The 22,762-nt window shown below is 38.0% G+C and carries 15 protein-coding genes, 1 other RNA gene and 3 pseudogenes; 14 read left to right on the forward strand and 5 right to left on the reverse strand.

Annotation, left to right across the window (positions count from 1 at the left end; all coding sequences use genetic code 11):
• Positions 1–24: 24 nt before the first annotated feature.
• From KP710_RS00545 to KP710_RS00600, 11 genes and pseudogenes are all read left to right on the forward strand, one after another.
• A pseudogene (locus KP710_RS00545) lies at positions 25–2,163 on the forward strand (hemagglutinin repeat-containing protein); the annotation flags it as partial.
• Positions 2,164–2,322: 159 nt separating this feature from the next.
• Positions 2,323–2,931 (forward strand): colicin E3/pyocin S6 family cytotoxin, encoded by a 609-nt coding sequence (locus KP710_RS09555; protein WP_502793464.1) that lies wholly within the window; start codon positions 2,323–2,325, stop codon positions 2,929–2,931.
• Between the two features lie 12 nt (positions 2,932–2,943).
• On the forward strand, positions 2,944–3,177 hold the full coding sequence (locus KP710_RS00555) for a DUF7683 domain-containing protein (RefSeq protein WP_046952952.1): 234 nt from the start codon (positions 2,944–2,946) through the stop codon (positions 3,175–3,177).
• Between the two features lie 132 nt (positions 3,178–3,309).
• Positions 3,310–3,987 carry a hypothetical protein gene (locus KP710_RS00560; RefSeq protein WP_215768196.1) on the forward strand — a complete coding sequence of 226 codons (678 nt, stop codon included), beginning with the start codon at positions 3,310–3,312 and terminating at the stop codon, positions 3,985–3,987.
• 420 nt (positions 3,988–4,407) lie between these two features.
• Positions 4,408–12,279 (forward strand): annotated as a pseudogene (locus tag KP710_RS00565) (hemagglutinin repeat-containing protein); the annotation flags it as partial.
• A gap of 1 nt (position 12,280) precedes the next feature.
• Positions 12,281–12,646: a hypothetical protein gene (locus KP710_RS00575; RefSeq protein ID WP_065264895.1), complete on the forward strand. Its 366-nt coding sequence runs from the start codon at positions 12,281–12,283 to the stop codon at positions 12,644–12,646.
• 264 nt (positions 12,647–12,910) lie between these two features.
• Positions 12,911–13,210 (forward strand): hypothetical protein, encoded by a 300-nt coding sequence (locus KP710_RS00580; RefSeq protein ID WP_252346348.1) that lies wholly within the window; start codon positions 12,911–12,913, stop codon positions 13,208–13,210.
• 1 nt (position 13,211) lies between these two features.
• On the forward strand, positions 13,212–13,574 hold the full coding sequence (locus KP710_RS00585) for a hypothetical protein (protein ID WP_107860479.1): 363 nt from the start codon (positions 13,212–13,214) through the stop codon (positions 13,572–13,574).
• A 258-nt stretch (positions 13,575–13,832) separates the two neighbouring features.
• Entirely contained in the window at positions 13,833–14,138 is a 306-nt protein-coding gene (locus KP710_RS00590) for a hypothetical protein (RefSeq protein ID WP_252346349.1), read from the forward strand.
• A 1-nt stretch (position 14,139) separates the two neighbouring features.
• On the forward strand, positions 14,140–14,502 hold the full coding sequence (locus tag KP710_RS09385) for a hypothetical protein (protein ID WP_005634597.1): 363 nt from the start codon (positions 14,140–14,142) through the stop codon (positions 14,500–14,502).
• 76 nt (positions 14,503–14,578) lie between these two features.
• Positions 14,579–14,935, forward strand: a complete 357-nt coding sequence (locus KP710_RS00600) for a hypothetical protein (protein WP_118845321.1) — start codon at positions 14,579–14,581, stop codon at positions 14,933–14,935.
• A 400-nt stretch (positions 14,936–15,335) separates the two neighbouring features.
• Here KP710_RS00600 and purT read toward each other — a convergent pair.
• A pseudogene (gene purT / locus KP710_RS00605) lies at positions 15,336–15,461 on the reverse strand (phosphoribosylglycinamide formyltransferase 2); the annotation flags it as partial.
• A gap of 378 nt (positions 15,462–15,839) precedes the next feature.
• Between purT and pntA the strand changes: the two are divergent.
• Positions 15,840–17,378 (forward strand): Re/Si-specific NAD(P)(+) transhydrogenase subunit alpha, encoded by a 1,539-nt coding sequence (gene pntA / locus KP710_RS00610; RefSeq protein ID WP_118845319.1) that lies wholly within the window; start codon positions 15,840–15,842, stop codon positions 17,376–17,378.
• Between the two features lie 10 nt (positions 17,379–17,388).
• The gene (gene pntB / locus KP710_RS00615; protein WP_118845317.1) at positions 17,389–18,813 is read left to right on the forward strand and encodes a Re/Si-specific NAD(P)(+) transhydrogenase subunit beta; all 1,425 of its coding nucleotides are present in this window, start codon (positions 17,389–17,391) and stop codon (positions 18,811–18,813) included.
• Positions 18,814–18,874: 61 nt separating this feature from the next.
• Here pntB and KP710_RS00620 read toward each other — a convergent pair whose 3' ends face one another.
• Positions 18,875–19,417, reverse strand: a complete 543-nt coding sequence (locus KP710_RS00620; protein ID WP_111407444.1) for a KdsC family phosphatase — start codon at positions 19,415–19,417, stop codon at positions 18,875–18,877.
• Positions 19,418–19,426: 9 nt separating this feature from the next.
• Entirely contained in the window at positions 19,427–20,362 is a 936-nt protein-coding gene (locus KP710_RS00625) for a KpsF/GutQ family sugar isomerase (protein ID WP_111407443.1), read from the reverse strand.
• 171 nt (positions 20,363–20,533) lie between these two features.
• On the opposite strand from KP710_RS00625, the gene rnpB reads away from it, so the two are divergent.
• Positions 20,534–20,910: RNase P RNA component class A (rnpB, locus tag KP710_RS00630), an RNA gene on the forward strand.
• 2 nt (positions 20,911–20,912) lie between these two features.
• Here the strand turns inward: rnpB and KP710_RS00635 are convergent.
• Both KP710_RS00635 and KP710_RS00640 read right to left on the reverse strand, forming a co-directional pair.
• The gene (locus tag KP710_RS00635; RefSeq protein ID WP_215770840.1) at positions 20,913–21,710 is read right to left on the reverse strand and encodes a peptide ABC transporter ATP-binding protein; all 798 of its coding nucleotides are present in this window, start codon (positions 21,708–21,710) and stop codon (positions 20,913–20,915) included.
• On the reverse strand, positions 21,710–22,759 hold the full coding sequence (locus tag KP710_RS00640) for a peptide ABC transporter ATP-binding protein (RefSeq protein WP_048953252.1): 1,050 nt from the start codon (positions 22,757–22,759) through the stop codon (positions 21,710–21,712). The genes KP710_RS00635 and KP710_RS00640 overlap by 1 nt, the downstream gene beginning before the upstream one ends.
• Between the last annotated feature and the right edge of the window lie 3 nt (positions 22,760–22,762).

Below are 22,762 nucleotides of genomic sequence, written 5' to 3' on the forward strand. Positions count from 1 at the left end.
CTTAGCTGAAGACTCAAGCATTTACACACCAAACAAACCTTTGAGCAAAAAGGGGTAACCCTTGCCGTTACTTCTCCGATACTGTCTGCTTTACAAGACGTGCAAGGGACGATGAAATCCGTTGAGCGCGTCGGTCAAAGCAAAAATGACCGAGTCAACGCCATGGCGGCGACGAACTCGGCGATGGATGCCTATCGAGCCAGACAAGAGGCGATGAAAAATAGAAATATGGATTCCGTAGTAGGGGCACAAATCACTTACGGCCAACAAAAGAGCGAATCACGTACGCATACTGAAGGAAAAACCGCAGCCAAATCTCAAGTTAATGCAGGCGGCAAGGTGAATATTGTGGCAACGGGTGCAGGAAAGAATTCTGACATTAATATTAAAGGTTCGGATATCTCAGGCAAACAAGGCACAACATTGATTGCAGATAACCAAGTCAATATTAAAGCCACAGAACAAAACCACCAAGAACGTAGCACGAATAAATCGAGTGGTTTTAATGCAGGGGTAGCCATTAAAGTGAGTAATGGTGCGGTTGCTGGGGCTACTTTAGGCGGTAATTACGGAAAAGGTTACGGCAATGGTGATGAAACTACTTATGTTGCAAGCCACGTAGGTGATAGTCAAAGTAAAACCGTGATTCATGCAGGTGGTGATGCCAATATTATTGGTAGCCAAGTAAAAGGCAAACGTGTAGAAGTCAATGCCCAAAACCTCAACATCGAAAGCTTACAAGACACCGCCACGTACAAAGGCAAACAAATGAACGTGACTGGTAGTGTGACGGTGGGATATGGCGCATCCGTTGGAGGTAGTTTCAATAAATCGAAAATCAATGCCGACCACGCCAGCATTAATGAACAAGCTGGAATTTATGCTGGAGATGAAGGCTATGATATTAATGTTAATAAGCATACTGATCTTAAAGGTGCATTGATTACCTCTACACAAAAAGTAGAAGCAGATGGCAAAAACCATTTTAGTACCGGCAGCCTTACTCATCCAGATATTGAAAATCGCTCAAATTATAGTGGCAGCAGTTTTGGTGTAAGTGGTAGTGTGTCAGCTAACTTTGAAACACCATTTGGAGAGAATGGTGCAGCTCAAAGTACAAAACAAGCCACGGATAAAGATGGTAATCTGCTTTATACCGATAAAAATGGCAACACAACTGTTAATTCTAAAGGAGTAGATGGAAAAGAGAACACCAAGAAATTAGCTGAAGGCAAGGAATCTCTTCAATTTTCTTATGGCATGGGCTATGGTAAAGATTCCGATAGTCAATCTAGCACAACAAAAAGTGGTATTAATACACAAAATATCATTATTAAAGATGAAGCAGAGCAATTAAAACGTACAGGCAAAACGGTGCAAGAAGAAATTGCTGCGATAAAAACCGATATCACTACAGAGAGTGCACCAAGTCAAAGTGGTAAATTAGAGAATCGTTTTAATAAAGATGATGTTCAAAAAGAACTGGATTTCCAACGTGAGGTAACAGAGAAATTTGGACAGAATGTCGTGGAAGCAGGGAGTTTGCTTGCTAATAAATTTGGCGAAGAAGCGAAAGCGAAACGTCATGAAGCCGCAATTGCGTTAGAAGAAGCAGAAAAAGCCAAGGCAGAAAACAACAACGAAACGAACCAAGCTTTAGTCAAACAAGCACGAGATAATTTTGAGACAGCGAGTCGCGAAGCCAAAGAATGGGAAACGGGTGGAAATCAACGCCTTATCATTGATTCGGCATTAAATGTTATCAGCACCGCTTTAGCCGGCAGACCGGCAGCGGAAGTGGTGGCTTCAGGATTATCACCTGCGGTGAATAATCAAATTAAGAAAGCGACAACAGATGCAAAAGGCAATGTGAATACGGCTCTCAATTTGACTGCTCATGCACTTTGGGGCGCGGTAGAGGCTTATGCTGGCAACCGTAATGTTGCTGCGGGTGCGGCAGGTGCAGCGGGCGGAGAGGTGGCTGCTCATTTCTTAGCGTCAACACTTTATAATAAATCACCTGAAAAGCTGAGCGAAGAAGAAAAACGTACGGTATCTTCTTTAAGTCAAGTAGCAGCAGGTATTGCTGGTGGTAGTTTATCAGATAGCTCTGATGGAGCGATTATTGCGGCTAAGACGGCGAAGAATGCGGTGGAGAATAATAATTTTGCTGCTTTAGCTGCAGAGGGTTTTACACTTGTTTGTTCAAGAACTTGCTTGCAAGCTCTTTCAGGGATAGCGGGTGTCTCAATTGGTATAGGTTTATCACCTAATGAAAAAGAAGTTGCTATTGTGGCTGCTGCGATGAAAGATCCTGAGGCTATGTCCAAATTAACAAAGGAACAGGTTTCTTATATAAATGAGCAAATCTTGACAGATGGTGGATTTGTTAATAATAAAGAGCTTTTCGGGGATAAGGTTTGGGTTCCAAATGCAGATGGCGGATATATGCCAGTCGATCCAAGTTTAGTGACAACAACATATGGTGGTAAACCTATAGTTGATCCAAGAATCTTTGTTAATCATACAGGAGGTATTGAGTATCCAGCAGATTATAATTTGCCAACAAATACAGGCGGAAATCAAATACTAAATAATGATAAAGATAGTCATGTTCTAGTCGGAGGTGAAAGTCAGGTTGGGGATTGGAAAGATGGAGTGCTATTAAATCAAAAATACCATCCAAATCCTAAATTAGTAGATATAACAGGTATTTCAGGATTAAAACCAGCTAAACCTAAGACACCAGTTCAAGGCGGGGGAAAATTAAGAGCAAGATGGAAAGATCCAGATGGGAAAATATATGAATGGGACTCTCTGCATGGAGAATTAGAAAAATATGATAGGAGAGGAAAGCATTTAGGTGCTTTTGATTATAAAACCGGGGAGCAGATTAAACCTGCAGAACCTAAAAGGAAGATAGAACCATAGTATAGAGATAATATGATGCAAAAAGTTAGAAGATATATTGAAATATATAGTAATGTTACTGATGAAATCCTTTTAAGAATAGAAATAAAAATAGGAGCAAATCAGATAAAAGAATTTATATCTATTGATTCAGATGATCCTGATGTATTGGGAGTTTATTCATTAAATGATAATGACTTAAAGAAATTTGGGATCACTAATTATGATGAAACTTCTATAAGTTTTTTCATAACCTCTGAGTTATAGAACATAATGGTAATTTACTAATGGAAGCTTTTCATATGATACTATGATAGTATTGTTATTACATTATTTTTAGATTGACACTTAAATGTACGAATAATATTAGGGCATAAATCTATAACTAGCTAAGAAAAAATGATTATCGGAAATCCAGGGATATATGATAGCAAAGGGAATTTTAATAGCTTTGCTATTCAAATAGATAATATTTTAGATACAGATTATTTTGCAGTTAACTTATGTATTGATATGAACATTTATCCACCCCAATTAGCTTCTAATAAAGCAAGCTATCTTATTGATTACTTTAATCCTGAATTGGAAATTTTTTCCAATATAAATGATCAGTTATTTTATTTGGATGATAGGGATTTAATGATTAATTTAATGTCAAAGGGATTTGGGTATATATATGCTATTGAGGAATTAATAAAAGACAATAAAATTGATTATCAAGAGTTTATAGATAATGAAGATTTTTTTTTAGAAAAATTGAATCTAGTTAAACAGAGCGAAGTGGTAAACCCATATTTATGGGAGATAGACTACATGGAGTATGTAAACAAAGGGTTTTATCCTTTTGTAATAAATAGTTCTAGTGGTTTGTCTAAAATGATAGTTGTTTTTAATAAGAACAGAAGTTATGACTTAGATTATATTGAGGATAGGTTATTGCTTTCTGATATAAAAGCAAGTAAGAGTGTTGGTTTCTTTGATGAACGATTTTGGGGAGTTAAGGTGTCTTGTGTTAAGAGTGATGAGTTAAGACTAATAATTAATAAGGTTTACTCTGTATTGAGTAGTTTTAAATAAAATATAATGTGTTATATAAAAATATTTCATAATATTAGATTTACAAAATAATATTTTTACTAGTAATTTAAATTTATTCAGAGTATAGAAATCTAGATATAAAGTGCGGTCAATTTTCAAAGAGTTTTAAAACCTCTCGAAAACTGACTGCACTTTTTGTATTTTAAATGGTACTTATGTTAAGTAAATCTTATAATTTTACATCCAACTTCGCGTAAGCTCGTTCTACTTTTTCTAATGCAGCCACTAGCACAACGAAGAATGCGAAACGGGTGGAAATCAACGCCTTATCATTGATTCGGCATTAAATGTTATCAGCACCGCTTTAGCCGGCAGACCGGCAGACCGGCAGCGGAAGTGGTGGCTTCAGGATTATCACCTGTGGTGAATAATCAAATTAAGAAAGCGACCACAGATGCAAAAGGCAATGTGAATACCGCGCTCAATTTGACTGCTCATGCACTTTGGGGAGCGGTAGAGGCTTATGCGGGTAACCGTAATGTTGCTCGCGGTGAAGCGAAAGTGATTCTTAACGAGGTAAACTCTGCCAACCCAAGCCGTTTAAAAGGTTATGTAGAGGTTGCGGGTAAAAAAGCGGATGTCGTGATTGCCAACCCAAGTGGTATTCAGTGTGATGGCTGTGGTGTGATTAATGCGGGGCGAACAACCCTGACAACCGGTAAAGCGGAAGTAGAAAATGGCGAATTGAAAGGCTATCGCGTAAAAGGCGGTAAAGTGACGGTTGGTCAAAAAGGGATGGATAACAGCCAATCTGATTACACCGATATTATCGCGGAGAAAGCAGAAATCAAAGGTGGGGTTTGGTCGAAGAAAGGTATTAAAGTTACCACAGGTAAAAATAACGTTGACCGCACCAACGATTCGGTTGTGTACGTGGGTGATAAAAACACCGATAACACTGACCGCACTTTTGATACCCAAGGCGAAAACCAAAGCTATAGTGTGGATGTAAGCCAATTGGGCGGGATGTATGCGGAGAAAATCCATTTAGTGGATAACGGTCAAGGCCTTGGTGTGCGCAATGCGGGGCATATTGGTGCTGCTGCAGGTGAGGTGAAGATTGATAGCCAAGGAAAAGTTATCAATAGTGGCACTATCAGCTCAACGCAACAAGCCGAGATTAACGCCAAAAAATCCATTGAAAATACAGGTAAAATTGAAACTAAGCAAGGTAATGTATCATTACGCTCTCAAGCTAATGTGGCACAACATGGTTCGATTGTTTCGCGTCAGGGTGGGATCTTAGTTCAAGCTAAGGATAATCTCACTCAAACAGGTGAAACTGTAGTGAAGGGTAATGTTACTTACCAAGCGAAGAATATTGAGGCTAGTAAAGGTGCGTTAATTGCTGCAGGTGTAACTGCTCAAGAAACGACACAGGGTGAGACTCGTTCATTAGATAGTCAAAGTGCCCAAGGTGCTAGCATTACGCTCTCAGCTGAAAATTCTGTTTCATCTAAAGCTCAGCATCTAGCGAGTGGTCAAATTAATGCTAAAGCAGGTACCCTTGATTTATCTGAAAGTCAATCAACAGCTGATAGTATTGCTTTCCAATCTACTCAATCACCTTTAAATTTGAATCAAGCAACATTATACAGTGAGGGGCGTACTGCATTAAGCAGTCCTGATATTATTTTAGCGGAGAATGCTAACCTAAATGCAGGGTATTTTGCGATAGATACCGCACAACTTAATAATAAGAAGAGTAGCTGGGTTCAGCGTGGTAAAGAGGCCTTTTCATTGAATTTGAAAAAAGGGTTAGATAATACTGAAGGGAAGATTGCCGCTGAAGGTTTGATCTCTATTCAAAGTCCGTTAATTCAAAACAATCAAGGTGTGATTTGGTCAAACCAAGGTGTGAAACTTAATACGAATGCAGGACATGTTGAATCTCAATCTGGTTATTTATTTGGGAAAAATAGCCTTGATATTAGTACCTCAACATTAAATAACCAGAAAGGTGAAATGTTAGGTGGACAAGTTTTATTGACTGCGCAGCAAGTTAATAATGAAGATGGAAAACTGATTGCTGGAAATCGCGCAGATTTATCAGTTAATCAATTTAATAATCAGCGTGGTATTGTTTATAGCCAAGGTGAACTATCATTAAAAACAGAAAATTTACATAATCAAGATGGCCTTATTTCATCGGTTTCTCGTGCGACATTGCTTGCAAATGATTTAAACAACCTTAAAGGCGTGATTCAGGGCGAGTCTGATTTAACGATTCAAACCCAAAATTTGAACAATACACAAGGTGATATTTCAGCGAAAACAGCAGCGATTTCTTCTGCTGCAATAAATAATGCACAAGGTGTAATTTCATCTCAGGATTTAACATTATCTGGTTCAGATTTAAATAACAAAGGTGGAATTATTCAAAGTGCAAATTCAACATTAAATTTGACCGCACTTGATAACCAGGCTGAAGGTGATAAAGGCTCTTTGGTTAGTGCAACAAATCGTTTAGTGTTGAATGTTACAAATGTAAATAATAAAAATACAAAAGCTAAGCAAGATGCCCCTACTCAAGGTATTCAAACAGCTAATTTAGTAATGAATGCAGATCATATTGAAAACCAATCGGGTGGTATTTATGCTGGAAAATCAGCAAATATTACAGTTAATCAATCTCTTGATAATCAACAAGGTGAGATTTTATCAGCTGGTCGAGTTGATATTATAAATCCAGATTTGACCTTAGTTGTAAATAACGCTCTAGGAAAAGTTGAATCAGTGGTTGGCACAACATTGCAAGCTAAAACATTAGTTGATGAGGGTTCTATTAGTACAAAAGGAGATTTGGGTATTGAGTTAAATGATAGCTTTACCCTAAATAAAGCCTTTGGTGTAAGCAATAATCTTACTTTTAAAACAAAAGGTGATTTTGTTAATAATTCCAACCTTGTGGTAGGTCATTCAGCATCAGTTGAAGGATCTACTATTCAAAATAATGCTAATGCAGAAATTTCTTCAATAAATACACGTATTCAAACTAATAAGTTAAATAACTTTGGCTTAATTGATGGAGATACCACAGTGATTAAAGCCAATGATGTAAATAACATTGGTACGGCTCGTATTTATGGCGGGCACCTTGCCATTCAAGCAAATAAATTAAATAACCTTGAGAATGCTGATGGAACTGCAGCCACTATTGCTGCTCGTGAGAGACTTGATTTAGGTGTGGGGAATCTTATCAATCGCAATCATTCCTTAATTTTAAGCCTTGGTAATCTCTATATCGGTGGAAAACTTGATGAAAATAATCAAGCAACTGGTTACGCAAATAGCATTGATAACGGAAGTGCGACCATTGAAGCTTTAGAAAGTGGTTGGATTAACACACATCATCTTTTAAACCAAGATTTACACTTAAAATTAGGTAAAAAAGTAGAAAAAGAACAGATTAATGAATATTCATTAGGAAGTGATTCACATCGTTATCGAGGTGGTGTTGATGGCTACTATAACCTGAATAATGGTAGTCGTAATCCAAATTCATATTTCCAATTAAACAATGGCACACGTATAGAAGGATTTGGTTGGAAAGAATGGCGTTATACGAGAACAACGACTACTTCAACAATAGAACATCAGGATCCAGCAAAAATATTAATTGGTGGAGAGTTACACCTTTCAGGTGAAGATCTGAATAATAAGCAAAGTCAAATTTTTGTAGGTCAAAAATTATTACTCGACGATAAGATCTTTACTCAATCAACAAATGAACGTTTAAGTGGTGCAATTTCTAAATTAGATAATGATGATATACACGGTACGATTGATATCACTGATGAAGGTCAATTCGTTCAAGAATATAAAGTGAGACGCAAACGCGGTAGAAAGGGGCATCATCACTATCATCATTATAGCGATTTTACTGATGTTCATCCAACACAAGATTTTGGTTTTGGTTTGAAATTATTGACAATTGACGAACCTGTTGAAAAAACAGGGACAACTGTTAATGGTAAATCTGATTTTCAAGGAGTATCTCTTGAACAGAAAACACCTTTAAAAACAGATCTCAATACAAATCGTGTTGATTTCGCAGCGGTTACCTCTGGTGTGGTAAAAAATAAAGATAATATTGGTATAAAAACACACTTACCGGATATTTCATTACCACAGGCAAGTCTTTATAAAATTAACCCAGTAGCATCAGGACAGTTTTTAGTTGAAACAGATCCACGTTTTACACAGAAATCAAAATGGCTAAGTTCTGATTATATGTTTAATCAATTACGCAATGATCCTCAAAATTTGCTTAAACGTTTAGGTGATGGTTTCTATGAGCAACGCTTGGTGAATGAGCAAGTTAATAAGCTAACAGGCAGACGTTTCCTTGATGGGTATTTATCAGATTATGATCAATATAAAGCTCTGATGGATAATGGTGCACAATATGCTAAGCGTTTAAATTTGATTCCAGGTGTAGCATTAACATCAGAACAGATGAAAGAATTAACATCTGATATGGTATGGATGGTTAAACGTGAAGTTACACTCAAAGATGGTAGTAAAGCAGAGGTATTGGTACCACAAGTTTATATTGTTGGGCGTAATACGGATATTGACAGCCGTGGTGCAGTGATCTCTGCAAATGATGTAATTATCAATACGCAAGGCAATATGAAAAATAGTGGTGTGATTGCAGGTCGTAACCTTACCCACTTAAATGCCAATAATGTTGAAAACTTGGGTGGAAAACTGCAAGGCAGAGAACTTTATTTGTTTGCGAAAAATCGCCTAGATAATTTAGGGGGGGAACTTAACGCTACAGAAAATTTGGTTGGTCATGCGAAAAATATCAACATTGCCAGCACACTTTCTGAAACAGCAGATAATGAACACTTTAAGCATAAAACGATTAATCGTGTTGGTGCAATTAATGTAGGAGAGAAAAATAATCCAGGACAGTTGTTATTACAAGCCACGGAAGATATTACCTTCAAAGGTGCACAGATTAATGTGAAAGGGAATGCGGATATTCAAGCTGGCAATACGCTGAATGTTGGTACGGTTGAAACTGAAAATAAACAATCTTTTGTAAAAGACAGTAATAACTATTATAAACTCAACCAGAATAATGAGATTGGGTCAGAATTTAATATTGAAGGCGATGCTCGTTTTGCGGGTAAAAATGCTATTGAAATGCGCGGGGCTTCTGCGGTAAGTAATGGCACAATGAGCGTGCTTTCAGAAGGTGATATTAATATTCATGAAAGTCGTCAGCAAGAACGTTTATCAGAGGCAACAAAATGGACTAAGCATGGTGTATTCCAATCAAAAGGCGAAACTCGTCGCCATAATCACAATTATGATATTGCTCAAGGTTCAATCTTGGATGCCGATAAAATTAATCTTCATTCAAATAATGGAAATATCACTATTCAAGGCTCAAATGTAGCAGCTGGTAATGGTTTGACGGTGAAGGCCAAAAATATTGATATTCGTGAGGCTGAGAACCGAGTCTACTCTGATGATTATTACAGCAAGAAAAAATCAGGCATGTTGGGAGGTGGTATTGGAGTAACCTTTGGTTCTCAAAAACAAACCACGGAAAGTGATCAGACTAAGCTTTATGCACAAGGTAGCCAAGTAGGTAGCTTGAACGGTAATACTACGATGATTGCAGAAAACACTTATACTCAAACTGCGAGTAAGGTGAGTGCAATCAAAGACGGCGATGTGAATATTCTAGCGAAAAAAGTCGATATTAAAGCGGCTGATGATAAATATGAAACCAATACCAAACAAACCTTTGAACAAAAAGGTTTAACGATTGCTATTACCTCTCCTGTTGTTTCTGCTATTCAAGCAGCACAAGGCGTGGTGCAATCAACTCGACAAGTAGGTGAGAGTAAGCATGGTCGTGTGAATGCGATGGTGGCAGCTAATGCTGGTTTTGAGGCTTATCGTGCCTATCAATCTGGAACTAAAGCTGTAACGGATGTCAAAGATTTTATGAATGGTGAAGGGGATGTCGACTCCTTGATCGGTGTTCAAATCACTTATGGCCAACAAAAAAATGAATCTCGCACGCATACTGAAGGAAAAACCGCAGCCAAATCTCAAGTTAATGCGGGTGGCAAGGTTAATGTTGTAGCAACGGGTGCTGGAAAGGATTCTAATATTAATATTGAAGGCTCGGATATTTCTGGTAAACAAGGCACGACTTTGATGGCAGATAATCAAGTAAACATCAAAGCAGCAGAACAAAACCATCAAGAGCGTAGCACCAACAAGTCAAGTGGTTTTAATGCTGGTGTTGCTATTAAAGTCAGCAATGGCGTAGCAGCAGGTATTACTGTAGGCGGTAATTACGGAAAAGGTTACGGTAATGGTGATGAAACCACTTATGTTGCAAGCCATGTGGGAGATAGCCAAAGTAAAACTGTGGTTAAAGCAGGCGGAGATGTAACCCTTGCGGGCAGTCAAGTTAAAGGTAAAAGTGTCGAATTAGATGCAGAAAATCTGAAAATTGAAAGCTTGCAAGATAAATCTAGCTATCGCGGTAAGCAAATGAATGCAAGTGCTAGTGTGACAGTAGGCTACGGTTTTGCTGCGGGTGGTAGTTTCAATAAATCGAAAGTCAATACAGACTATGCGAGTGTAAATGAACAGGCAGGAATTTTTGCAGGTAATGATGGCTATGATATCAATGTAAAAAATAAAGTTTCTTCTATTGGTGGCGCTATCATTTCAAGTGCACCAAAAGAGAAAAATCAAATGACAGCACAAGATTTCGAATATTCGAATATTCAAAATTATTCTAATGCGAAATCATCTGCGATGGGATTGATGGGAGGTTTTTCTGTAGATCGTGATCAAACTTCTGATGAGGATAAAGCTTTAAATAAAATTTATCGTGGTGAGGATAGAAAGGGCGAAACCTTTGAACAGGCGAATCCAAATAAAGCAAATCAATCGCTGGTAAAATTTGGTTTAGGCACAGATGATGTTCATAGTACAGATTTATACGCTGCAGCAAAAATTGGTCTAGCTAATTTAGCGAGCAATAGAAGTCAAAGTGAAAATAATCAGAGTACAACTAATGCTGTGATTAGTGATGGTAACTTTAATATTGCGAGTACGCAGGGTAAACAGAATATTGAGACTATCAAGAAATCTACTGAGCAAGAAGTAAACAAACTTGAAAAAGTAGATCATGCGAAAATGCAAAAAGAGGTTGAGCAGGATGTTGCAACGATTCAAGCGTTTGCGAAGAATGTTGGTGGTGTTACGGATGAAGCTTATCGAACAATGTTTATCGCAGAACATCGGATGTTTACTCATAAAGTGGATGAAAAAGGAGATCTTATAAAGGATCCAGAAATTCTGAAGAAAATAGATGAAGAAGCTGATGCTAAAGGTGTAAATCGAAAAGAATACTATGATCAACAAGTAAGTAAAGGACGCAATATTTATCAATTGCATGAGTTGTCAGATCAAGAGCGTAATCAATTACAAAAAGTTACTTATACTGATCCCAAAACAGGGAAAACAGAGAGTAAATATGTCGTTGCATTTAATGGCATCTTTAATGATCATAATGCAGCAGCAAAATTTGCGGTACAAAACTACATTGCAGGCAGGGATGATAAAACAGGCAATATAGATCAAAAGGTATATAAAGATGTTTATTTTGTTCACCATCCTGAAGCGAAAAATGGTTTGTCAGAGCTCTTAGTGGCGGGTTATGAGAAAATGTTTGAAACTTCTTTTGGAAACTTATTAGGTATGGATAATTCAAGTTTACAAGCGATGAATATTATGAAGCAGTATGGTAAAGATGATTTATACCTTGGTTCTCATAGTCGTGGCACATTAACATTAAGTAATGCATTAAAAGCGCTAAATACGGAAGATAACCGAGCTAAAAAGTTACTTTCGGGTACAACAATTAAAATGGTTGGCCCTGCAGCAGATGTAACAAGAGCGGATGGTTATTTAAGTCAATTGCAAACGGGTAAAGAAAGAACCACTTCAGATGGTTCAATTCGGATTGAGAATCATGCGAGTGACCCAGTAGGTAGTATGCCGATTTTATTGGGAGGAAACCCTGCAACGACATCTGAAAATAATCTGAATAAAAGCTGGTTACAGCGAACAGCAGATATGTTTAGTGATGAACGTTTATCCGTACATAATTGTCACGGGTTAGGACAACAACAATGCGTTATTGATGGATATAGAACTAAAGGAGATCTCAAAATGGGTAATGAAAGAACTATTTTTGAATTAAATAAAGCGAAGGAGAAATAAAATGAAAATAAGATTTTTATTCTTAATACCCTCAATCTTATTGCTTACAAGCTGTAGTGGATGGTTTCAACCTCTACCGCCATACTATCATTGGCGTTTGCATAATGCGGATGCATTATTCCCTGAATCAGATCCTGATGTTTTAACTAAATATGTTGACAGAAGAAAAAAAGATATGACTGATTGCGGTATTATAGATTGGGCGGCAGGAGAAAGTGATAATCCAGAGGTCAATCTTTGTTTAGAGAAAAAAGGCTGGTATTTAGAAGGTGGACCTGTTTGTGAAAATACACTAATGTGGGATAGACCTCCATGTATCCAATGGCGAAAAAAACATAGCAAGCCTGATGCTAAGCCTTGGCAGTAATTAATAAAGGTGCTTAAAAGTGCGGTCAATATTCAGTGAATTTTAAAATCTCTTGAATATTGACCGCACTTTTCTAAAGGCAAGATCTACCGCTAGATAACGCGCGTTTCCTGACGCGTGCTTGAATCTAACTAAAATAGACAAACTGAATAAAGTTGTTAATGAAAATAGTAAAAATTTTAATCAAACAAAACGGATGTTTTGGGCACGCGTTAGGAAACGCGCGCAATCGTAGGGGCGGATGGTTATTTAAGTCAATTGCAAATGGGTAAAGAAAGAACAACTTCAGATGGTTCAATTCGTATTGAGAATCATGCGAGTGACCCAGTAGGTAGTATGCCGATTTTATTGGGAGGAAACCCTGCAACGACATCTGAAAATAATCTGAATAAAAGCTGGTTACAGCGAACAGCAGATATGTTTAGTGATGAACGTTTATCCGTACATAATTGCCATGGCTTAGGGCAACGGCAATGTATTACTGACGGATATAGAACTGGAGGAGATCTTAAAATGGGTAATGAAAGAACTATTTTTGAATTAAATAAAGCGAAGGAGAAATAAAATGAAAATAAGATTTTTATTCTTAATACCCTCAATCTTATTGCTTACAAGCTGTAGTGGATGGTTTCAACCACTTCCACCACATGATCATTGGCAGCTACATAATGAGAAAGCATTATTTCCGAACTCAGATCCTGATGTTTTAACTAAATATCTTGCTAGAAGAAAAAAAGATATGAAGGATTGCGGTATGGATTATGTGGTAGGAGAAAGTGATAATCCGGAGGTAAATCTTTGTTTAGAGAAAAAAGGCTGGTATTTAGAAGGTGGACCAATCTGTGAAGAAAAAACAATGTGGAATAGACCTGCATGTATTCAATGGCGAAAAAAACACAGCAAACCTGATGCTAAGCCTTGGCAGTAATTAACAAAGGTGTTTAAAAGTGCGGTCAATATTCAGTGAATTTTAAAATCTCTTGAATATTGACCGCACTTTTCTAAAGGCAAGATCTGCCACTAGATAGCGCGCGTTTCCTGACGCGTGCTTGAATCTAACTAAAATAGACAAACTGAATAAAGTTGTTAATGAAAATAGTAAAAATTTTAATCAAACAAAACGGATGTTTTGGGCACGCGTTAGGAAACGCGCGCAATCGTAGGGGCGGATGGCTATTTAAGTCAATTGCAAACGAGTAAAGAAAGAACAACTTCAGATGGTCCAATTCGGATTGAGAATCATGCTAGTGACCCAGTAGGTAGTATGCCGATTTTATTGGGGGGAAATCCTGCAACGACATCTGAAAATAATCTGAATAAAAGCTGGTTACAGCGAACAGCAGATATGTTTAGTGATGAACGTTTATCCGTACATAATTGCCATGGCTTAGGGCAACGACAATGCGTTATTGATGGATATCGAACGAAGAGAGATCTTAAAATGGGTAATGAAAGAACTATTTTTGAATTAAATAAAGCGAAGGAGAAATAAAATGAAAATAAGATTTTTATTCTTAATACCCTCAATCTTATTGCTTACAAGCTGTAGTGGATGGTTTCAACCACTTCCACCACATGATCATTGGCGCTTACATAATGCAGATGCATTATTCCCTGAATCAGATCCTAATGTTTTAACTAAATATGTTGATAGAAAAGAAAAAGATATGAAGGATTGCGGTATGGATTATGTGGTAGGAGAAAGTGATAATCCGGAGGTCAATCTTTGTTTAGAGAAAAAAGGTTGGTATCTAGAAGGTGGGCCGATCTGTGAAGAAAAAACAATGTGGGATAGTCCAATATGTATCCAATGGCGAAAAAAACATAGCAAGCCTGATGCTAAGCCTTGGCAGTAATTAACAAAGGTGCTTAAAAGTGCGGTCAATTTTCAAAGAGTTTTAAAACCTCTCAAAAGTAGCTTTAACTAATGCCGTGGCAGCTGGAGGTATTAAAGCAGGTTTCGAGGCTAATGATTATGCTAATGGGAAGTCGTTAACAAGAGATAATTTATTGAAATCTACTAAAGAGGTTGGATATTCATTCTTTTCAGCTGGAGCAACTACAGGTATGCCAATACTTCCTGTTATTGGGCTTGGAGTGACTGTTGATTGGGCTAAAGATAGTGGGAACTATGATATTGTTAAAACAACAGGAAGCAATATCCTAAGCTCAGGGCTTGAAAATAAATTTGGACATTATACGGGCTTTCCTCTTATAAAAGAGGCAATGACAAATTCTTTTGAAAAATATTATGAACAATTGAAGGAGGCAAATAAACATGAGAAATGATTTTTTTCTTGTTTTGAAAATGTCATTGATATCAATTTTATTTATGTATGCATTAGCTTTATACAAGTTTAAGTTTGATTTTAGTAAGGTTAGTTTATTAGTGACATTAAAATGGTTTCCATTAATATTAGTTTTGCTTCTATTCTGTTTTTACTTGAGTAAAAATATGAAAAATAAATAATGATTATTCTTTATAAGTTTACTTTATAAAATTATGTTGTTTAAAACAATTAAACTTTACGATCTTAATTGTTTAATAATTAGCTATATTTTTAATTTTTGATTAAGAAAATTTAAAGTATCTAGATGTAAAGTGCGGTCAACTTTCAAAGAGTTTTAAAACCTCTCAAAAACTGACCGCACTTTTTGTATTTTTAATGATACTTATGTTAAGTAAATCTTATAGTTTTACATCCAACTTCACGTAAGCTCGTTCTACTTTTTTTAATGCTTTTTCTACGGAAATATCACGAGTGAGTAACACACCTAAACGGCGATGGCCATTGACTTCGCCTTTGCCGTACACAAAATATCATAATTAAAGATGACGCGGAGAAATTAAAACGTACAGGCAAAACGGTACAAGAATAGAGATTGCTGCGATTAAAACAGATATCACAACAGAGCTTGCACTAAGTCAAAGTGGTAAATTAGAGTCGTTTTAATGAAGAAGTGTTGGGTAACTATTCCGCTGGAGTGCGGTTAAATTTTTGAGATGTTTTTTATATGAGATTTTTCGTGATCCCTATCACAATATCTTGTAAAACCACTTAAAAACGTTACCTATTTTTATTCAATCAATGATACAGTTGTATCCGTTTGACTTTTTGTCATTTTAACGATGAATAGGCGAAGGTTTGTTCATTAATCTCATCAACCCAATCATCAATCAGAGGGAAACAGTATGTTAATTGGTGTACCTAGAGAGCTGCTTGAGAATGAGAGCCGTGTGGCGGCAACGCCGAAAACGGTTCAGCAAATATTGAAATTGGGCTTTGACGTGATCGTGGAACACGATGCAGGTTTTAAAGCTAGTTTTGAAGATCAAGCATTTTTAGAGGCAGGCGCGAAGATCGGTACGTCGGCTGAAATTTGGCAATCGGATATTATCTTCAAAGTAAATGCACCGACAGATGAAGAAATTGCTCAAATGAAGGAAGGGGCAACGCTTGTTAGCTTTATTTGGCGTATGCAAAATCCTGAGTTAATGAAAAAACTCACCGCGAAGAAAATTAATGTGTTAGCAATGGATGCAGTGCCTCGTATTTCTCGTGCGCAAGCATTGGATGCGCTTTCTTCTATGGCGAATATTTCTGGTTATCGTGCTGTTATTGAAGCTGCGCATGAATTCGGTAGCTTCTTTACCGGGCAAATTACTGCTGCAGGTAAAGTTCCACCAGCAAAAGTGTTGGTGATTGGTGCTGGTGTGGCTGGTTTAGCGGCAATTGGTGCAGCAAATAGCCTTGGGGCGATTGTTCGTGCTTTTGACTCTCGTCCTGAAGTGAAAGAGCAAGTTCAGAGTATGGGTGCAAGCTTCTTAGAAATTGATTTTAAAGAAGAAGGTGGCAGTGGTGATGGTTATGCGAAAGTGATGTCGGAAGAATTTAACCGTCGTGCGATGGAGCTTTACGCAGAACAAGCTAAAGAAGTCGATATTATTATTACTACGGCAGCCATTCCGGGTAAACCAGCGCCTCGTTTAATCACCAAAGAAATGGTGGATTCAATGAAACCAGGTTCGGTGATTGTGGATTTAGCAGCTGCAACTGGTGGTAACTGTGAATATACGCAAGCAGGGAAAGTTGTTACAACTGAAAATCAAGTGAAAGTGATTGGTTATACCGATTTCCCAAGCCGTTTACCAACGCAATCTTCTCAACTTTATGGCACAAACTTAGTCAATTTATTAAAACTTTTGTGCAAAGAGAAAGATGGCAATATCAATATTGATTTTGAAGATGTGGTTCTTCGTGGTGTGACCGTTGTTCGTGATGGGGAAGAAATTCCACCAGCACAAATTCAAGTGTCTGCACAACCAAAACAAGAAACCAAAGTTGCACCAGTGGCAGAGAAAAAAGAATCTAAACCAACAGATCCTCGTGTGAAATACGGTGTGATGGCAGGTGTTGGCGTGTTATTCCTTTGGTTAGCTTCTGTGGCGCCAGCTGCATTTTTATCACATTTCACTGTATTTGTTTTAGCTTGCGTGGTGGGTTATTACGTGGTTTGGAATGTTAGCCATGCACTTCACACACCATTAATGGCAGTAACGAATGCAATTTCAGGCATTATTATTGTAGGCGCGTTATTACAAATTCGTCAGCCAACAGGCAATTTATTTATCGATGCCTTAGCTTTTGTGGCGATTTTGGTGGCAAGTATCAATATTTTTGGTGGTTTCCGTGTCACACAACGTATGTTAGCAATGTTTAGAAAAGGTTAAGGAGCGCACAATGTCTGAAGGTTTAGTACAGGCTGCGTATATTTTAGCAGCATTACTTTTCATTATGAGCTTGGCAGGACTTTCTAAACATGAAACTGCTAAAGCGGGTTGTTGGTTCGGTATTGTTGGTATGACAATTGCCCTTATCGCAACCATTTTTGGACCTCATTCTGAAGGAACATTTTGGATCATTATTGCGATGATCATCGGTGGTGCAATCGGTGTTCAACGTGCATTAAAAGTAGAAATGACTGAAATGCCAGAACTTGTGGCGATTCTTCACAGTTTCGTCGGTTTAGCGGCTGTACTCGTAGGCTTTAATAGCTATGGTTTACACCATGAGGCGTTAATGCCAGAAGGATTAGATGCAGCAGCACAAGCCGCATTTGTAGCAGAGCAAGCTGTATTAACGAATATTCATAATGTCGAAGTATTTTTAGGTATTTTTATCGGTGCGGTAACTTTCACTGGTTCTGTTGTCGCATTTGGTAAATTAAGCGGAAAAATTAATTCAAAAGCATTAATGTTGCCGCATCGCCATAAATTAAATTTAGCTGCACTTGTGGTATCTGTATTATTGATGGTTGCATTCTTAAATAATCCAGAAAGCATTTTCCCTGTGTTATTAATGACAGCGATTGCGCTTGCATTTGGATGGCACTTAGTGGCATCAATCGGTGGGGCAGATATGCCAGTTGTGGTATCAATGCTTAACTCCTATTCAGGCTGGGCAGCGGCTGCAGCGGGTTTTATGTTGAATAATGACTTGCTCATCGTTACAGGTGCGCTTGTTGGTTCTTCTGGTGCAATTCTTTCTTACATCATGTGTAAAGCAATGAACCGTTCATTTGTGAGCGTAATTGCGGGTGGTTTTGGTAACGATGTTCAAGTTTCTTCAAGCGAAGAACAAGGCGAACACCGTGAAACTACGGCAGAAGAAGTGGCTGAATTGTTGAAAAATGCAAGTTCTGTCATTATCACTCCGGGATATGGTATGGCTGTTGCACAAGCACAATATCCAGTCGCTGATATTACGGCAAAATTGCGTGAACGTGGTGTGAACGTTCGTTTTGGTATTCACCCTGTTGCAGGACGTTTACCGGGGCATATGAACGTGCTTTTAGCTGAAGCAAAAGTGCCTTACGATGTCGTACTTGAAATGGATGAAATTAACGACGATTTCGCTGATACTGATGTGGTATTGGTTATCGGTGCGAACGATACGGTAAACCCAGCTGCTATGGAAGATCCAAATAGCCCAATCGCGGGAATGCCTGTGTTAGAAGTATGGAAAGCACAAAATGTGATTGTGTTCAAACGTTCAATGGCTGTGGGTTACGCTGGCGTACAAAACCCATTATTCTTCAAAGAGAATACGCAAATGCTCTTTGGTGATGCAAAAGATCGTGTGGAAGACATCTTAAAAGCATTATAAAAAACACGCATAAAAATAACCGCACTTGGGATTGTCTAAGTGCGGTTTATTTTTAGGTATTTTATTGTCCCATGTTTTTCACTGATTTTAGGAAACCTTGGGCACTATCAAACACAGAAGATTTTCCCTGTGCCAGTAAAATCATATCGGACATTTCACGGAATGCGCCTTTTCCTCCATTAGTGGAAAGTACATGATCAACAGCATTCTTCACATAAATAGGGGCATCAGCCACAGCAAAAGAAGTTCCACACACTGTAAAGGCGGGTAGATCTACGCTATCATCACCAATATAAGCGGTTTGCTCGGCAGTGACGCCTGCTTGTTTCATAAGATCAAAACAAGCCGTTTCTTTTTCAAGTTTGCCAAGAAAGAATAATTTAATACCAAGATCGGCAATACGACGACGTAAAATAGGAGAGTCTCGACCAGAAAGCACTGCTACTTGAATACCTGCATCCATCAGCATTTTTATGCCTAAACCATCTCGCACATGAAAACTTTTAATCGCTTCACCATTAGCATCATAATGGAGTTGTCCATCGGTGAGCACGCCATCCACATCAGTAATAACAAATTTAATATTTTCTAATTTTTGTTGCATTGGGATTCCTTAGCTTGAAAATTCCACTAAACCCACCACGTGATTTTCATCATTAACAACAACTAGCGAGTGAATTTTTTTCGCTTTCATAAAGTCTTCTGCTTTTGCTAGGAATTCATCTTGGTGAATTGTCTTAGGTGAGTTTGTCATAAAATCTTGTGCAGTTTTATTTAAGGTATCAGCGCCATTTGTCGTTAATGCTCGACGAATATCGCCATCCGTAATAATGCCTTTTAATTGATTATTCTCCATGACTAATGCAACGCCCATTCGGCCTTCATTCATTATAGTTAAGCAATCAGTGAAATTGGTTTCCGGTTTGATAATTGGTAAACGAGTTTGCATTTGATCTTTTACTTTACAGAGTAAACGGCGACCAAGACTACCACCTGGATGGAATTTAGCAAAGTCAGCGGGTTGGAAATTGCGTGCCGTAATGAGCGATACAGCGAGTGCATCGCCAAGTGCTAGCGTTACAAGTGCGGATGTTGTTGGCGCGAGATTATTCGGACACACCTCTCGCTCAACAGTAATGTCTAAAACATAATCTGCATGACGTGCGAGCGTGGAATTTTTGTTACTCGTCACGGCAATAATTTTATTACCAAAATTTTTTAAACTTGGAATCAGTTTATTGACATCATCGGTTTCACCGCTATAGGAAATTAACATCACGATATCAATTGGTTTCAACATACCTAAATCGCCGTGAAAGGCTTCTGTCGGATGTAAAAAGAAACTTGGTGTACCCGTAGAGGCAAAGGTAGCCACCATTTTTTTGCCGATTAAACCGGATTTGCCTATCCCGCCGATGACTAATCGTCCTTCGCAAGCAAGGATTAAATCGACAACTTGATTAAAATCTTCACCTAAACGTTGGCTGAGTTGTAAAAGTGCGTTACTTTCCACTGAAAGGGAATCCTGGGCGATTTTTAGATAGTTCATTCTTCTTCCTAAAAGAGCGGTTGAAATTGGCGTTATTTTAGCGGAATCATAAAAAAATACGAATGAAAAATTCGATGCAAGCTAGGCATTATTGTTTATAAGATTGACGCGTAATATCTAAAAATTGGGGATTTTATTGACCTCACTAATGATTGCCCCTATACTACGCGCCGAGTTGGTTAGACAATCGCTGGTTTATTGAAGCCCTTAACCGTATTTATACGACCTAGTGGGACAAGTAAACGAGAGGAAAGTCCGAGCTACACAGGGCAGAGTGCCGGATAACGTCCGGGCGGCGTGAGCCGACGACCAGTGCAACAGAGAGCAGACCGCCGTGTAAACGGTAAGGGTGAAAGGGTGCGGTAAGAGCGCACCGTGCCTCCGGTAACGGTTGGCAGCAGGGTAAACTCCACTCGTAGCAAGACCAAATAGGAATCCAATGAGTGGCCCGCTCAGGATTCGGGTAGGTTGCTTGAGCGGCAGAGTAATTTGTCGCCTAGAGGAATGATTGTCCACGACAGAACTCGGCTTATCGACCAACTCAATTTTTCTAATTATTTATCCAAGCATTCTTATCAAGAATTTTTCCAAAATGACTTTCAACTAAACGACGAGTAATTTCAGTTTGTGGTGCGCTAAATAATGTTCTTGGTGGCCCATATTCAATCATTTTTCCCTCATCCATCACAATAACTTGATCGGCAATATGTTTAATCATGCCAAGATCTTGTCCAACATAAATATAGGAAATACCAAGCCGTTGTTGTAAATCTAATGTTAAGTTGAGTAGTTGTATGCGTACGGAAGCATCAAGATTACCCAGTGCATCATCAATAATGATAATTTCAGGTGATAGAATAAGAGCTCGAGCTAATGCAATTCGTTGTTTCTGGCTTACAGAAAGGTTTTTGATTTTTAAATTGGTGTAATCAGGATAAAGTCCAACAAGTAAAAGTGTATCAAAGATTTTTTGATTACGGTGCGACTCATCCCAATTAGTAGCCAGACGTAAAGGGGTATCAAGTATCTCACCGATATTTAATCGTGGATTGAAAGCTGAATTAGCATCTTGGAAGACCATGCGAATATGCTGGGCTCGGTATTGGATATCATCATGTTGTAATTCATGATGATTAAATATAATACGACCTGAAGAGGGTGGAATTATACCTGCGATCATTTTGACCAATGTGGATTTTCCCGAGCCATTTTTCCCAATAATAGCGATTGTTTGCTGGCGTTCAAGAGAAAAACTTATATTTTCTACTGCATTAAAATAGCTGGTACCAAATAAGCGTTTTCGAGCTTTGAAGGTTTTAGTTAAATCTTCTACTTTTAATAACGGCATTATTCATTTCCTTTACGATGGAGCGTTAATGGTGTAGTAGTGGTTTTTTCTTTAAAATTTTTCTCGCGAAGATTAACGGGGTAATGGCAAGAAAATTCATGTTGCTTAATTTTGGTCTTGTTAGGCTTTTCAATACATTTCTTTTGTGCGAAAGGACAACGTGGTCCAAGGCGACAACCTATAGGCATTTGTTCTAGAATTGGTACTGTTCCTTCTAATGTACCTAATTTAGTTTTAAATCCTAAAGGCTGAGTAAAATCCGGGATCGCATTGATTAATGATTGAGTGTAGGGGTGGTGTGGCGACGCTAATAATATTTCTGTTGGGGCAGATTCAGCATTTTGTCCACAATAAAGAACAGAAATGTGATCACACCATTCACTGATGCTTTTAATATCGTTACTTGCAAGTAAAATAGTCGTACCTTGGTTTTTGTTCATACTAGAAAGTAATCGAAAAACTTGTAGTGCAGTCGTAGATTCTAGAGTATTCGTAGGTTCATCTGCAATGAGTAGACGAGGTTGGTTTGCTACGGCAATAGCAATCATTACTTTCTGACCTTCACCTTCAGTAAGTTCGCTTGGATAGCTGGACATAATATCATGGTGATCTTTAATACCAACACGGTGTAATAATTCAATAGCACGGCGTTTTTTCCATCCGAACCATTGCCACCATTTTCCCTTAAATGTCCAATTAGGAATATTTTGGATAAGCTGCTTACCGACTTTTCGACTTGGTTCAAGGCAAGAAAGAGGATCTTGGAAAATCATAGATATTTCTTTACCAACAAGTTTACGACGTTGATTTGGATTAAGCTTTAGTAATTCTACATCGTCAAATCGGAAACGATCTGCGGTGATAATCCAGTTTTCTTTGACCGCATTACAAATAACTTTAGCGATTAAACTTTTACCAGAACCTGATTCACCCACAAGTCCACCGATTTCTCCTTCATTGAGTGATAAATTAATACCGTCCACAATTTTAATGCGACCGTTTGGTGTTTTTATTTCAATATTTAAGTTGCGAATATCTAATAGTGCCATAAG

The organism is Haemophilus sp. SZY H35, assembly GCF_018829705.1.
GTDB classification, from domain to species: Bacteria; Pseudomonadota; Gammaproteobacteria; order Enterobacterales; family Pasteurellaceae; genus Haemophilus; species Haemophilus haemolyticus_K.